The following is a 13,594-nucleotide window of genomic DNA, read 5'->3' as shown; positions in this document are numbered from 1 at the left end:
GCCCGGCACGGCCATGACCCGCAGGGCTGCCGGTCCCGCCGGGGCGAATCGCCGGCCATTGGGCGCCGCTGCGGGGGTGCGCCCCGGAACACAAGACGGCCCCGCAGACGCGCAGCCGCCGCGCTGCGAGGGCACCACGCCCACCGGCACGCAACCACCTGCCTCGGCCCCTGCGCATTCCGGCGCTCTCCACGCAGCCCCCGACGATGCCCCCGACGACTCCGCCGATTCCGAAACGGCCCCCGTTGCCCCCGCTGCCGCATCCGCACTCGCCGCTTCCGGCACCCCCGCAGCTACCGAACACCCACCGCGCCCCGACAGCACGGCTGCACCCGCCCCCAGCCGCCGCACCCGCAGGACGCCGCCAGCCGCCAACACCCCCGACCTGCGGCAGATCAGCGCCTTCCTCGACGCGCAGGCGGCCGAGGCCGGGGCGGCGCGCAACACCCTGCTGGCCTACGGGCGCGACCTTGCCGATTTCGCCGCCTTTACCGCGCATCGCGGCCTGACCCTGGCCACCGTCGCCCGCGAGGACATCGAGACCTATCTGTCCCGCTGCGAGGCCGAAGGCCTGTCGCGCGCCACCCGCGCCCGGCGGCTGTCGGCGATCCGCCAGTTCACCCGCTTTGCGCTGGAGGAGGGCTGGCGCGACGACGATCCGGCGATCCGCCTGACGGGGCCCGGGCGCAGCCAGCGCCTGCCGCGGGTGCTGTCGCAGCCCGAGATCGCGCGGCTGTTCGACGCCGCCGGCCAGCATGGCGCCACGCCAGAGGAGCGCGCCCGCAACCTGGCGGCGCTGGAACTCGCCTATGCGACGGGGATGCGGGTGTCCGAACTGGTGTCGCTGCCCGCCGGCAACCTGCGCGGCGACCCCGAGCTGCTGCTGATCCGCGGCAAGGGCGGGCGTGAACGCATGGTGCCGCTGACCGCCCCCGCCCGCCGCGCCACCGCCGCCTGGCTGGCGCTGCGCGATGCCGCCCCGCCGGACAGCCCGCTGGGCCGGCTGGTGGCCGGCAAGGGCGGGCGCTGGCTGTTTCCCGCGGCCGGCGCCGAGGGCCACATGACCCGGCAGGCGTTCCACGCGATGCTGGCCAGCCTCGCCGCCGCCGCGGGGTTTCCGGCCGGCAAGGTCACCCCGCATGTGCTGCGCCACGCTTTCGCCACCCATCTGCTGGAAGGCGGCGCCGACCTGCGCGCCATCCAGGCGCTGCTGGGCCACGCCGATCTCGGCACCACCGAAATCTACACCCATGTGCTGGACGAGCGGCTGCGCGAGCTGGTGCTGACCCGCCACCCGCTGGCGCAGCCCTCCTCCTGACTCCTTCTTCCTTGCCCAAATATCCCGGGGTGCGGGGCTGGCCCCGCTCCGTCGGCGCATCTTTTTACCCGCACACCTCTTTACAACCGCCGCCGCTTGCAACCGCCCCGGCCTCTGCCTATCACCCGGGCGACCCCCGAACCGTCCTTGCCCCGGAGCCGCCCCCATGCCCCTGACCGCGCGCCGCCTTGCCGATCCCGACCATTGGAGCCTTGCCAGCGCGATCCGCGTCCTGTCGATGGATGCGGTCGAACAGGCCAATTCCGGCCATCCCGGAATGCCGATGGGCATGGCCGATGTCGCCACCGTGCTGTGGCGCAAGCATCTCAAGTTCGACGCCTCGGCGCCGAACTGGTTCGACCGCGACCGCTTCATCCTGTCGGCGGGCCACGGCTCGATGCTGATCTATTCGCTGCTGCACCTGACCGGGTTCGAGCAGATGAGCCTCGACCAGCTGCGCAATTTCCGCCAGTGGGGCGCCGCCACCGCCGGCCATCCCGAATACGGCCACGCCGAGGGGATCGAGACCACCACCGGCCCGCTGGGTCAGGGGCTGGCGACCTCGGTCGGCTTTGCCATGGCCGAGGCAAAGATGCGCGCCGAATTCGGCGAAGAGCTTTGCGACCACCGCACCTGGGTGATTGCCGGCGACGGCTGCCTGATGGAGGGCATCAGCCAGGAAGCCATCGCGCTGGCCGGCCATCTGCGGCTGGGCCGGCTGATCGTGCTGTGGGACGACAACAAGATCACCATCGACGGTGCGGTGTCACTGTCGGATTCGACCGACCAGCTGAAGCGCTTCGAGGCGTCGGGCTGGCGCACGCTCAGCTGCGACGGCCATGACCCGGCCGACATCGACCGCGCCCTGACCGCGGCGGCGCAGGACGACGGCCGCCCGGTGCTGGTCGCCTGCCGCACCGTCATCGGCTTTGGTTCGGCGAAAAAGGGCGGCACCTCGGGGGTGCATGGCTCGCCGCTGGGCGCGGACGAGATCGCCGCCACCCGCAGCGCCTATGCCTGGGAACACGCCCCCTTCGAGCTGCCCGAGGAGATCACCGCCCGCTGGCGCGAGATCGGCGCCCGCGGCGCTGCCGCGCGCGAGGCCTGGGCCGCCCGCGTCGACGCGCTGCCCGAGGACCGGCGCGAGGCCTTTGCCGCCCGCGTCTCGGGCGAGACCAGCGACAAGCTGGCCCCCGCCATCGCCGCGCTGAAACAGAAGGCCAGCACTGAGGCGCCCAAGGTCGCGACCCGCAAGGCGTCCGAACTGGTGCTCGAGGTCGTCAACCCGATCCTGCCCGAAACCATCGGCGGCTCGGCCGACCTGACCGGCTCGAACAACACCAAGACCGCCGATCTGGGCATCTTCGACGCCCAGAACCGCGCCGGGCGCTATGTGCATTACGGCATCCGCGAACACGGCATGGCGGCGGCAATGAACGGGCTGGCGCTGCACGGGGGCTTCCGCCCCTATGGCGGCACCTTCATGGCCTTCACCGACTATGCCCGCGGCGCCATGCGGCTGTCGGCGCTGATGGGGGTGCCGGTGGTCTATGTGATGACCCACGACTCCATCGGCCTGGGCGAGGACGGTCCCACCCACCAGCCGGTCGAGCATCTGGCGATGCTGCGCGCCACGCCCAACACCTGGACCTTCCGCCCCGCCGATCTGGTGGAAACCGCCGAGGCGTGGGAACTGGCGCTGACCGCGGACAGCACCCCCTCGGTGCTGGCGCTGTCGCGGCAGAACCTGCCGACGCTGCGGCTGGACCATACCGACGACAACCTGACCGCCCGCGGCGCCTATGTGCTGCGCGAGGCGTCCGGGGCGCCGCAGGCGATCCTGATGGCCTCGGGGTCGGAGGTCGAGATCGCCGTCAAGGCCGCCGAGGCGCTGGAAGCCGAAGGTATCCCGACCCGCGTGGTCTCGGTCCCCTGCATGGAGCTGTTCCGCGACCAGCCCGAGGACTACCGCGCCAACGTCCTGCCCGAGGGCCCGGTCCGCGTCGCGGTCGAGGCCGCGGTGCGCCAGCCCTGGGACTGGCTGCTGATGGGCGAGCGCGGCGCGGAAAAACGCGCGGGCTTCATCGGGATGACCGGCTTTGGCGCCTCGGCCCCGGCTGACCGGCTGTACAAGGAGTTCGGGATCACCCCCGAGGCCACGGTGGCAAAGGTCAAGGCGCTGCTGTGATCCCTGCCGCGCCCCCGGTCCGCCCCCCAGCGACCGGGGCGCCCACCCGCGCCCGGGCATCCTCGCCCCGGCGCGCCGCACCGGGGCGCCCTGCGCCCCGCCGCCGCCGCCGCATTGCCCAACGCCGGGCGATTTGCCGACCCGTGGCGCATCGCCGCAGCCCGGTGGCTTTCAGGGCTTCCGCCATCAGCGCCGCCACCGCCCATATACCCACGACGCTTCCGTGCCGACGAAGCCTTCCCCGCGGAGCGTCCGGCCCTGCCTGCACACCCGCCGCCGATAGCCGCAGCGCGGCACGACCCGCTGCTCCCGCGGCCGCCCTCTACGTCGCCGCAATCGGCGCCTCGGCTGCCTACACCCGCGGCGCCGCTTCCCGCTCCCCGGCTCTTCTTCTTCCTTGCCCAAGTATCCCGCGCGAAGCGTCCGGCAACGCCGCCTCCCACGCCGCCGACAACCGCAGCGCGACGCGTCTCGGGGACCCCGCGGCCTCCCCCTACGCCGCCATGTTCCGCGCCCCGGCTGTCCACATCGCCACGACCGGAACCCGCACCCGCGCCGCTGCCCGTCTTCCTTGTCCAAATATCCCCCGCGGAGCGTCCGGCAGCGCCACCGGGCACCCCCGGTTCCGGTTATGAGCGCGCCGCCCCTTCCTCCGATGCCACTGCCCCGGCAGTCGCTGGGGGTGCTGGCGCTTTTGGCGTCGGTGTTCTGCTTCACGGTGATGGATGCGCTTGGCAAGCATCTGACCTTGCAGGGGTATCACCCCGGGCAGATCGTCTGGGTGCGGATGGCGCTGAACCTGGGGCTGGTGCTGCTGGTGCTGGCGCCGCGGCTGCGGGTGGTGGTGCGGTCGGCCTCACCGCTGCTGCAGGTCGGGCGGGGGGTGATGCAGCTGGCCTCGATCGGGCTGTTCTTCACCGCGCTGCAGTTCATCGGCCTGGCCGAGGCCACCGCGATCATGGACATCAACCCGGTGCTGATCACCTTGGGCGCGGCGCTGTTCCTGGGCGAGCGGATCGGCCCGCGCCGCATAGCCGGGATCGCGGCGGCACTGCTGGGGGCGATGATCGTGATCCGCCCCGGCGCGGGGGTGTTCCACCCGGCGGCGCTGCTGGCGCTGCTGGGGGCGGTGTCCTATGCGGCGGGCGCGGTGATGACGCGGCTGGTACGGGGGGACGGCACCGCCACCTCGATCCTGTGGTCGACGGGGGTGGCGACGCTGTTCGCCTCGGCCGTGGTGCCGTTCGTCTGGCAGCCGGTGGCGCCGGGCGACCTGTGGGCGTTCCTGGCGCTGGGGCTGATCGGCACCGTCGCGCAGGCGCTGCTGATCCAGGCCTTCGCCATGGCCGAGGCCGCCGCCATCGCCCCGTTTGGCTATACCGGGCTGGTCTGGGCCTCGCTCTGGGGCTGGCTGTTCTTTGGCGCGGTGCCGGATCGGTGGACGATCGTCGGCGCCGTCATCATCGTGACCGCCGGGATCTATGTCTGGGCGCGCGAGGCGCAGGCGATGCGGGCTGCACGATGAACGAGCCCGACCCCATCCCCCTGAAGGACCGGGCCAGCAGCGCGCTGTTTCGCCTGCTGGTGGGGGCGTTCCTGCTGCTGCCCTATCGCTGGCGCGTCCCGGCGATGGGCTGGGTGTTCGCGCATCTGCTGGCGCCGGTGGCGGGCTGGCGGCGGCGCATCCGCGACAATCTGGCGCTGGCCCGCCCCGAGCTGCCGGCGGCTGAGATCCGCCGCCTGACCCGCACCGTCCCCGACAACGCCGGCCGCGCCCTGATCGAGATCTATTCGGGCGCCGAGTTCACCGCCCGCATCCGCGCCGGCGCCCCGCTGTCCGGCCCCGGGCTGCCGGCGCTGGAACAGGCGCAGGCAGCGGAGCGGCCGGTGATCCTCGCCTGCGCGCATTTCGGCAATTACGACGCCATGCGGGCGGCGCTGGCGGGACGGGGCTGGCAGGTGGGGGCGCTTTACCGGCCGATGAACAACCGCGCCTTCAACCGCCATTATGTGCCGGCGATTGAGGCGATCGCCCAGCCGCTGTTTCCCCGCGGCCGCGCCGGGCTGGCCGGGATGCTGCGCTTTCTGCGCGGCGGCGGGATGCTGTGCCTGGGCTTTGACCAGTACGACCACCACGGCGCGATGCTGCGGTTCTTCGGCCTGCCCAGCCGCACGGTGCTGACCCCGGCCGAGCTGGCGCTGCGTTACGAGGCGCTGCTGCTGCCCATCGCCGGCATCCGCCAGCCGGACGGGCTGAGCTTCCGGGTCGAGGTCGGCGCCCCGATCCCGCCCGGCGACCCCGCAGCCATGATGCAGGCGCTGAACGACGACCTTGAATCGCTGGTGCGCGCGCATATGGGGCAGTGGTTCTGGATCCACCGCCGCTGGAAGAACCTGCGCGCCCGCCCGGATGCCGGGCAGGATGCAGGGTCCGACGATACGCATGACGACGACACGCCGGACGACGGGCCGCACCCCGCGCTAGCCGGCGGCCCGGCCAGCGCGCCGCCGCTGCCGCCGCCCTGACCCCCATCCCGACCCTCATCCCTGCCCCATCCCGACCGAAACGATTTCCCTTGCGGCGCCCAAGCGTCTATAAGCCCCGCGAAACGCCGCGTTCCCAGAACGGCCCTCCAAGGCAGAAAGATCATGAGCGACAAAGACCCGACCCGGCACCACGCGGAAGACACCGCCTTCATCCAGGCGCTGGCCGAGCTTCTGAACCGCAACGAGCTGACCGAACTGAAGGTCGAGCGTGAATATGGCGAGGACGACCGGCTGACGGTCGAGCTGTCCAAGCACGGCCGCCAGGTGATGGTGCAATCCGCCCCCGCCTATGCGCCGCAGGCCCCGCAGGCACCCGCCGCCGCCCCTGCCGCACCGGCCGCCGCCGCGCCCGCCCCCGCCAGCGACCCGGCCAACCACCCCGGCGCCGTGCCCTCGCCCATGGTCGGGACCGCGTATCTGTCGCCCGAACCCGGCGCCGCGCCCTTCGTCACCGTCGGCCAGCAGGTGGCTGAGGGCGACACGCTGATGATCGTCGAGGCGATGAAGACCATGAACCACATCCCCGCCCCCCGCGCCGGCACCGTGCGCCGGGTGCTGGTCGAGGATGGCACGCCGGTCGAGTTCGGCACCACGCTGATGATCGTCGAATAAGGCGGGCCGGGCCATGTTCGACAAGATCCTGATCGCCAACCGCGGCGAAATCGCCCTGCGGGTCATCCGCGCCTGCAGCGAGATGGGCATCGCCTCGGTGGCGGTGCATTCCACCGCCGACAGCGACGCCATGCATGTGCGCATGGCCGACGAATCGATCTGCATCGGCCCGCCGCCCTCGACAGCATCCTACCTGCACATGCCCGCGATCCTGTCGGCCTGCGAGATCACCGGCGCGCAGGCGATCCACCCGGGCTACGGGTTCCTGTCGGAAAACGCGCAATTCGTGCAGATGGTCGAGGATCACGGCCTGACCTTCATCGGCCCGCGCGCGGAACATATCCGGCTGATGGGCGACAAGATCACCGCCAAGGAAACCGCGAAATCGCTGGGCATCCCGGTGGTGCCGGGCTCCGAAGGGGGTGTGGCCGACATCGACACCGCCCGCCGCGTCGCGGCCGGGATCGGCTATCCGGTCATCATCAAGGCCACCGCCGGCGGCGGCGGCCGCGGGATGAAGGTGGCGCTGGACGATGCCGCGCTCGAGGTCGCCTTCCGCACCGCCCGCTCTGAGGCCAAGGCCGCCTTTGGCAATGACGAGGTATATATCGAGAAATACCTCCAGCGCCCGCGGCATATCGAGATCCAGGTGTTCGGCGACGGCCGCGGCGGCGCGGTGCATCTGGGCGAACGCGACTGCTCGCTGCAGCGCCGCCACCAGAAGGTGCTCGAGGAAGCCCCCGGCCCCGCCATCAGCCCCGAACAGCGCGACCGCATCGGCGGCATCTGCGCCGACGCCATCGCCCGGCTGCAATACGCCGGCGCCGGCACTATCGAGTTCCTGTTCGAGGACGGCGAGTTCTATTTCATCGAGATGAACACCCGCCTGCAGGTCGAACACCCGGTGACCGAGGCGATCTATGGCGTCGACCTAGTGCGCGAACAGATCCTGGTCGCCGCCGGCCAGGGGATGAGCCTGCGCCAGGAGGACCTGTCGATCCGCGGCCACGCCATCGAGGCCCGGATCAACGCCGAGCGCCTGCCCAATTTCGCGCCCTCGCCCGGGCGGGTCAGCCAGTACCACGCCCCCGGCGGGCTGGGGGTGCGGATGGATTCGGCGGTCTACGACGGCTATGTGATCCCGCCCTATTACGACAGCCTGATCGGCAAGCTGATCGTCCACGGCCGCGACCGCGACGAGGCGCTGGCGCGGATGCGCCGCGCCCTGGGCGAGCTGATCATCGACGGGGTGGACACCACCGTGCCGCTGTTCGACCGCCTGCTGCGCGACCCCGAAATCCAGCGCGGCGACTATTCGATCCACTGGCTGGAGCGCTGGCTGGCCGAGAACATGGGCTGACTTGGGGCCGCCCGCTGCGGGCGGCCTGCAGGGACGGGTGGCAGCGCTTTTGCGGGATGAACTGACGGCGGCCCTCTCCGAGGGCAACCGAAGCGCTGCGATAGCTTTCCTTGATTTTTCCGACCGTCAGCCCGCCGCACGATCCTGCGAGAGCAAGGGACTATCCGTCCTTTGACCACTCAGGGCAAAGCTGGCGTCCCCCCGCTGCCCCCGAATGGCGTCTGCTCCGTGATGCACGCAGGCCCATGAGCTGACACCGGCGGTGTCTCCACCGTCAAATAGACTTTTCTTCCATCCGAGGTCGCCTTGGGCCGGCTGGGTCAAGCTCAGCCGGCATCCGTCTCCCGCACTGCAGTTGGGGAACGCGGAAACGCCTTGTCCTTCCCGCCCGCCGGAACGGAAGATATGCCCGGCTTCATCAGCGGCCCCTTAACCCGCGCAGGCCGCTCTCCTGCGCCCCGGCTTCGCCAGCCGCAACGGACGCGTGCCACGTCGCCGCGGCGAAACCGATCACCCCCGACCGGCACCGCCGCCACACCCACCAGCCGCGGCCTCCCTGCCGCCACCAACCCGTCTTTGGTGTAAAAATATCCCGCCGGAGGCAGGCCGGGCACCTGCCCGGCCTTCTCTTACTCCACCCGCCGCAGCCCGGCGCGGAATCGCGCGGCGTTCTCGCGGTAATGCGCGGCGGACTGGCGCAGCTTGGCGACGGCCTCGTCGTCGAGTTGCCGCACCACCCGGCCCGGCGCCCCCATCACCAGCGCGCCCGGGGGGATTTCCTTGCCCTCGGCGATCAGGGCGCCAGCGCCGATCAGCGCGCCCGCGCCGATCCTGGCGCCGTTCAGCACCGTCGCCCCCATCCCGATCAGCGCGCCGTCGCCGATGGTGCAGCCGTGCAGCATGGCGCGGTGGCCGATGGTCACGTCGCGGCCGATGGTCAGCGGATAGCCGGGGTCGGTATGGAACACGCTCAGCTCCTGCACGTTCGAGCCGCGGCCGACGCGGATTTCCTCGTTGTCGCCGCGCAGGACGGCGCCCCACCAGATGCTCGCCTCATCCTCGAGCACCACGCGGCCGATCAGCTGCGCGTCGGGGGCGACCCAGGCGCTGGCGGCGATTTCGGGGGCGATTCCGTCAAGTTCCCAGATCATGCTGCATCCTCCATCAGCTTGCGGACAAACCCGCCCAGGGCGGGGCGGCGGTCGCGGCGCAGCCGCTCGGCGGTCAGGATCGCCCGCAGCTCGGCCTCGGTCGCGTCCAGATCGTCGTTGACCAGCACATAGTCGTATTCGGCCCAGTGGCTGATCTCGTCGCGGCTTTTCCGCATCCGCCCGGCGATCACCTCGTCGCTGTCCTGGCCGCGGGCGCGCAGGCGGCGTTCCAGCTCGGCCAGGCTGGGGGGCAGGATGAAGATCGACACCACCTGCTGGCCCAGATGCGAGGCGCGGATCTGCTGCCCGCCCTGCCAGTCCACGTCGAACAGCGTGTCGCGGCCCTCGCTGATCGCGGTCTCGACCGGGGCGGCGGGGCTGCCGTAGAGATTGCCGAACACCTCGGCATGTTCCAGCATCCTTCCGTCCGCCACCATCGCCTGGAACGCGGCGCGGTCGGTGAAATGATAATGCTGCCCGTCCACCTCGCCCGGCCGCGGCGGCCTTGTGGTGGCCGAGACCGAGAACCGCAGGCTCGGGTCCCATTCCATCAGCCGGCGCGCCAGCGTGGATTTTCCCGCCCCCGAGGGCGAGGAGATGATGATCAGCAAGCCGCTGCGCTGCATATGTCCCGCTTTCCTTTTTGCCCGACAGTTGCCCCGAGCGGCGGGATGGCGTCAAGCGCGCGCCCCCTCGCGCCGCTTTGCATGGACCTTGCCCGCCCGGCGCGGTAATCGGGGGCATGTCCGAATCCCAGCCCATCAAGCCGCCCCTGACCCTGTATCTGGCCGCGCCGCGCGGGTTCTGCGCGGGCGTGGACCGGGCCGTGCAGATCGTGGAACTCGCGCTGCAGAAATGGGGCGCACCGGTCTATGTGCGCCACGAGATCGTGCACAACCGCTTCGTGGTCGACGGGCTGCGGGAAAAGGGCGCGGTGTTCGTGGACGAACTGGACGAGGTGCCCGACGACCGCCCGGTGATCTTTTCCGCGCATGGGGTGCCGAAATCGGTGCCGGCCGAGGCGCGGCGGCGCGAGATGATCTTTGTCGATGCCACCTGCCCGCTGGTCAGCAAGGTCCATGTCGAAGCCGAGCGCCACCACGCCGAAGGGTTGCAGATGGTCATGGTCGGCCATGCCGGCCACCCCGAGGTGCTGGGCACCATGGGCCAACTGCCGGCGGGCGAGGTGATCCTGGTCGAGACGGTCGAGGATGTCGCCCGCGTCACCCCCCGCGACCCCGAGCGGCTGGCCTGGATCACCCAGACCACGCTATCGGTGGACGATACCGCCGAAATCGTGGCGGCGTTGCAGGCGCGGTTCCCGGCAATCGTCGGCCCGGCCAAGGACGACATCTGCTATGCGACCACCAACCGGCAGGCCGCAGTCAAGGCGATCGCGCCGAAGATCGACGCGCTGCTGGTGATCGGGGCGCCGAACAGCTCGAACTCGCGCCGGCTGGTCGAGGTCGGGCGCTCGGCCGGTTGCGCCTATGCGCAGCTGGTGATGCGGGCGGCGGATATCGACTGGCGGGCGCTGGAGGGTATTCGTTCGGTCGGCGTCACCGCCGGCGCCAGCGCCCCCGAAGTGCTGGTGGACGAGGTGATCGCCGCCTTTGCCGGGCGCTACGAGCTGACGGTCGAGCTGGTGGAAACCGCGCGCGAGCGGGTCGAGTTCAAGGTGCCCCGCATCCTGCGCGAGCCCGCGTCGGGTTGAGAGGCCGCGACCGGGTGCGCTTCGCCCCCCCGGACCCCCCGAGGGTATTTCGACCAGAAAGAAATCTTCGGCCACAGCGCAGCCGCAGCAGCATTTGTCGCAGGCTGCCCGGGACGGCCAGGACCTGCCTTGGAGACCACTGATGCCTGAACTTCATGCCTGGACCGACGGCGCCTGCAGCGGCAATCCCGGCCCCGGGGGCTGGGGGGTGGTGATGCGCGCCGTTGACGGCGGGCGCATCGTCAAGGAACGCGAGCTGTCCGGCGGCGAGCCCGCCACCACCAACAACCGCATGGAGCTGATGGCGGCGATTTCCGCGCTCGAGGCGCTGACCCGGCCCAGCGCCATCACCATCACCACCGATTCGGCCTATGTGAAGAATGGCGTCACCGGCTGGATCCACGGCTGGAAGCGCAACGGCTGGAAGACCGCGGACCGCAAGCCGGTCAAGAACGTCGACCTGTGGCAGCGGCTCGAGGCCGCCGCCGCCGCGCATCAGGTGACGTGGGAGTGGATCAAGGGCCACGCCGGCCACCCTGAAAACGAGCGCGCGGATGAGCTGGCCCGCGCCGGCATGGCGCCGTTCAAGTGACGGGCGGGCTGGCCGCCAACCTGCCGGCGCTGGTCTGGCTGCTGGATTACGGCTCGGTGCTGGTGTTTGCGCTGACCGGGGCGCTGGTGGCCAGCCGGCTGCAGCTGGACCCGGTCGGCTTCATCTTCATGGCGGTGATGACCGCGGTCGGCGGCGGCACGCTGCGCGACCTGGTGCTGGGGCGGGATGCGGTGTTCTGGGTGGACCGCCCCTCGCTGGTGCTGCTGGCGGCAGCGGCGGCGATGCTGGTGTTCTGGGGCGCGCATCTGCTGGACAGCCGGGCGCGCTGGATCCGCTGGCTGGACGCGCTGGCGCTGGCCGCCGCCGTGCCCGCCGGCGTCGGCGTCGCGCTGGAGGCCGGAGTCTCGCCGGTGGTGGTGGTCATCATGGGCGTGTTCACCGGCACCTTCGGCGGCCTGATGCGCGACGTGGTCGGCAACGAGCTGCCGATGGTGCTGAAGCAGGGCGAGCTTTACGTCACCGCCGCCTTTGGCGGCGCGCTGGCGGCGGTGCTGCTGATCGCGCTGGGGCTGGACCGCACGCTGGCCGTGGCCGCCTGCGGCGCAGTCACGCTGGTGCTGCGGCTGGGCAGCATGGCCTTCGGCTGGCAGCTGCCGGTCTATCGCCCGCGCCCGCCGCGGCGCTAGGGCGGCGGGATATCGGCTCCCGGCACGCATCGTGGAAGCCAGCGGCCCAGGTGTCCAAGGTCCTCGCCGCCGCTACCTCGCGCATCTGCTGCGTGATCTGCGGGTAATGGGTCCGGGCGATAGGCCCCGTTCGGCTCGTCGCTCGCGGGCAAACGCCGGCGCTAGATCGGTAGAATATCGCCCTCGGCGCGCTCTGCATGGAAGCCGGCGACCCAGGCATCCAGAGCCCCGCCGCGAACGCCTCGCGCATCCGCTGCGTGATCTGCGCGTAATAGTGCCGGTTGGGCCCGGCCATCAGCACCCGCTCGGCTGGCAGCTCACACTCAAGCCCCCACCCTAGAGCGGCTCGATATCCCCTCCAGCGCGCTCTGCGTGGAAGCCGGCCACCCAGACGTCCAAGGTCCCCGCCGCGATCGCCTCGCGCATCTGCTGCATGATCTGCTGATAGTAATGCAGGTTGTGCCAGGTCAGCAGCATGCCGGAGATCATCTCTCCGGCGCGGAACACATGGTGCAGATAGGCGCGGGAATAGCCGGTGCAGGCGGGGCAGGTGCAGGCCTCGTCCAGGGGCCTTGGGTCGTCGGCGTGGCGGGCGTTCTTGATGTTGATCTGCCCGCGCCGCGTCCACGCCTGCCCGGTGCGCCCGGAACGCGAGGGCAACACGCAGTCCATCATGTCCACCCCGCGCTGCACTGCGCCGACGATGTCGTCGGGCTTGCCCACCCCCATCAGGTAGCGCGGCTGCTCGGCGGGCAGCAGGTCGGTCGCATAATCGAGCACGCCCAGCATCGCCGCCTGCCCCTCGCCCACGGCCAGCCCGCCGATGGCGTAGCCGTCGAAACCGATGCGGCGCAGGGCTGCGGCCGATTCCTCGCGCAGGTCGCGTTCCACGCCCCCCTGCATGATCCCGAACAGCGCATGGCCGGGGCGGTCGCCGAAGGCGTCGCGCGAGCGTTGCGCCCAGCGCATCGACAGGCGCATCGCCTCGGCCTGCCGCTCATGCGTGGCGGGCAGCGCCGGGCATTCGTCAAAGGCCATCACGATGTCCGAGCCCAGCAGCCGCTGGATCTCCACGCTGGTTTCCGGCGACAGGAAATGGCGAGAGCCGTCGACATGGCTGGAAAAGGTCACGCCGTCCTCGGTCAACTTGCGCAGCTCGGACAGGCTCATCACCTGGAAGCCGCCGGAATCGGTCAGGATCGGGCGGGACCAGTTCATGAACCGGTGCAGGCCGCCCAGCCGGGCGATGCGCTCGGCCCCCGGGCGCAGCATCAGGTGATAGGTGTTGCCCAGCAGGATGTCGGCGCCGGTGGCGCGCACCGATTCCGGCAGCATCGCCTTGACCGTGCCGGCGGTGCCCACGGGCATGAAGGCCGGGGTGCGGATCTCGCCCCGCGGGGTGCGGATGACGCCGCTGCGGGCGCGCCCGTCGGTGGCGTTCAGGGTAAAGGAAAAGCCGCTCATC

Annotated in this window: 12 protein-coding genes; 9 read left to right on the top strand and 3 right to left on the bottom strand. The window is 71.1% G+C overall.

Going from position 1 to position 13,594, the window contains the following annotated elements; all coding sequences use genetic code 11:
- Positions 1-13 precede the first annotated feature (13 nt).
- The 6 genes from RSP45_RS01215 (at position 14) to accC (ending at position 8,025) form a co-directional block, all read left to right on the top strand.
- Positions 14-1,318, top strand: coding sequence for a tyrosine recombinase (locus tag RSP45_RS01215; RefSeq protein ID WP_415392928.1), 1,305 nt, complete (start codon positions 14-16; stop codon positions 1,316-1,318).
- A gap of 166 nt (positions 1,319-1,484) precedes the next feature.
- Positions 1,485-3,506, top strand: coding sequence for a transketolase (gene tkt / locus RSP45_RS01210; protein ID WP_415392927.1), 2,022 nt, complete (start codon positions 1,485-1,487; stop codon positions 3,504-3,506).
- A 655-nt stretch (positions 3,507-4,161) separates the two neighbouring features.
- Positions 4,162-5,031 carry a DMT family transporter gene (locus RSP45_RS01205; RefSeq protein ID WP_415392926.1) on the top strand — a complete coding sequence of 290 codons (870 nt, stop codon included), beginning with the start codon at positions 4,162-4,164 and terminating at the stop codon, positions 5,029-5,031.
- Complete coding sequence (locus RSP45_RS01200) at positions 5,028-6,032, top strand: lysophospholipid acyltransferase family protein (RefSeq protein WP_415392925.1); 1,005 nt, start codon at positions 5,028-5,030, stop codon at positions 6,030-6,032. The genes RSP45_RS01205 and RSP45_RS01200 overlap by 4 nt, the downstream gene beginning before the upstream one ends.
- A 123-nt stretch (positions 6,033-6,155) precedes the next feature.
- A complete protein-coding gene (accB, locus tag RSP45_RS01195) occupies positions 6,156-6,665 on the top strand; it encodes an acetyl-CoA carboxylase biotin carboxyl carrier protein (protein ID WP_073066285.1) in 510 nt (169 codons plus the stop codon).
- A gap of 13 nt (positions 6,666-6,678) precedes the next feature.
- The gene (accC, locus tag RSP45_RS01190) at positions 6,679-8,025 is read left to right on the top strand and encodes an acetyl-CoA carboxylase biotin carboxylase subunit (protein WP_415392924.1); all 1,347 of its coding nucleotides are present in this window, start codon (positions 6,679-6,681) and stop codon (positions 8,023-8,025) included.
- A gap of 629 nt (positions 8,026-8,654) precedes the next feature.
- Here accC and RSP45_RS01185 read toward each other — a convergent pair.
- The gene (locus tag RSP45_RS01185) at positions 8,655-9,176 is read right to left on the bottom strand and encodes a gamma carbonic anhydrase family protein (protein WP_415392923.1); all 522 of its coding nucleotides are present in this window, start codon (positions 9,174-9,176) and stop codon (positions 8,655-8,657) included.
- Positions 9,173-9,802, bottom strand: a complete 630-nt coding sequence (gene gmk / locus RSP45_RS01180) for a guanylate kinase (RefSeq protein ID WP_415392922.1) — start codon at positions 9,800-9,802, stop codon at positions 9,173-9,175. The genes RSP45_RS01185 and gmk overlap by 4 nt, the downstream gene beginning before the upstream one ends.
- A 116-nt stretch (positions 9,803-9,918) precedes the next feature.
- Here gmk and ispH point away from each other — a divergent pair, with 116 nt between their 5' ends.
- The 3 genes from ispH to RSP45_RS01165 all read left to right on the top strand — a co-directional run bounded on the left by ispH (position 9,919) and on the right by RSP45_RS01165 (position 12,129).
- Entirely contained in the window at positions 9,919-10,890 is a 972-nt protein-coding gene (gene ispH / locus RSP45_RS01175; RefSeq protein ID WP_415392921.1) for a 4-hydroxy-3-methylbut-2-enyl diphosphate reductase, read from the top strand.
- 142 nt (positions 10,891-11,032) lie between these two features.
- Positions 11,033-11,482: a ribonuclease HI gene (gene rnhA, locus RSP45_RS01170; RefSeq protein ID WP_415392920.1), complete on the top strand. Its 450-nt coding sequence runs from the start codon at positions 11,033-11,035 to the stop codon at positions 11,480-11,482.
- Complete coding sequence (locus RSP45_RS01165) at positions 11,479-12,129, top strand: trimeric intracellular cation channel family protein (protein WP_415392919.1); 651 nt, start codon at positions 11,479-11,481, stop codon at positions 12,127-12,129. The genes rnhA and RSP45_RS01165 overlap by 4 nt, the downstream gene beginning before the upstream one ends.
- Before the next feature lie 336 nt (positions 12,130-12,465).
- Here the strand turns inward: RSP45_RS01165 and tgt are convergent, their stop codons facing one another.
- Entirely contained in the window at positions 12,466-13,593 is a 1,128-nt protein-coding gene (gene tgt, locus RSP45_RS01160; RefSeq protein WP_415392918.1) for a tRNA guanosine(34) transglycosylase Tgt, read from the bottom strand.
- Between the last annotated feature and the right edge of the window lies 1 nt (position 13,594).

The sequence above is a fragment of the Paracoccus sp. SJTW-4 genome (assembly GCF_047716885.1).
GTDB lineage: Bacteria > Pseudomonadota > Alphaproteobacteria > Rhodobacterales > Rhodobacteraceae > Paracoccus > Paracoccus solventivorans.
Note: the sequence above shows the minus strand (reverse complement) of the source record. Positions and strands in the feature narration are given on the sequence as shown.

What these genes read in the sequence shown, in the direction of transcription:
- RSP45_RS01215 (WP_415392928.1), top strand. Translation starts at nt 14, where the DNA reads ATGACCCGCAGGGCTGCCGGTCCCGCCGGGGCGAATCGCCGGCCATTG.
- tkt (WP_415392927.1), top strand. Translation starts at nt 1,485, where the DNA reads ATGCCCCTGACCGCGCGCCGCCTTGCCGATCCCGACCATTGGAGCCTT.
- RSP45_RS01205 (WP_415392926.1), top strand. Translation starts at nt 4,162, where the DNA reads ATGCCACTGCCCCGGCAGTCGCTGGGGGTGCTGGCGCTTTTGGCGTCG.
- RSP45_RS01200 (WP_415392925.1), top strand. Translation starts at nt 5,028, where the DNA reads ATGAACGAGCCCGACCCCATCCCCCTGAAGGACCGGGCCAGCAGCGCG.
- accB (WP_073066285.1), top strand. Translation starts at nt 6,156, where the DNA reads ATGAGCGACAAAGACCCGACCCGGCACCACGCGGAAGACACCGCCTTC.
- accC (WP_415392924.1), top strand. Translation starts at nt 6,679, where the DNA reads ATGTTCGACAAGATCCTGATCGCCAACCGCGGCGAAATCGCCCTGCGG.
- RSP45_RS01185 (WP_415392923.1), bottom strand. Translation starts at nt 9,176, where the DNA reads ATGATCTGGGAACTTGACGGAATCGCCCCCGAAATCGCCGCCAGCGCC.
- gmk (WP_415392922.1), bottom strand. Translation starts at nt 9,802, where the DNA reads ATGCAGCGCAGCGGCTTGCTGATCATCATCTCCTCGCCCTCGGGGGCG.
- ispH (WP_415392921.1), top strand. Translation starts at nt 9,919, where the DNA reads ATGTCCGAATCCCAGCCCATCAAGCCGCCCCTGACCCTGTATCTGGCC.
- rnhA (WP_415392920.1), top strand. Translation starts at nt 11,033, where the DNA reads ATGCCTGAACTTCATGCCTGGACCGACGGCGCCTGCAGCGGCAATCCC.
- tgt (WP_415392918.1), bottom strand. Translation starts at nt 13,593, where the DNA reads ATGAGCGGCTTTTCCTTTACCCTGAACGCCACCGACGGGCGCGCCCGC.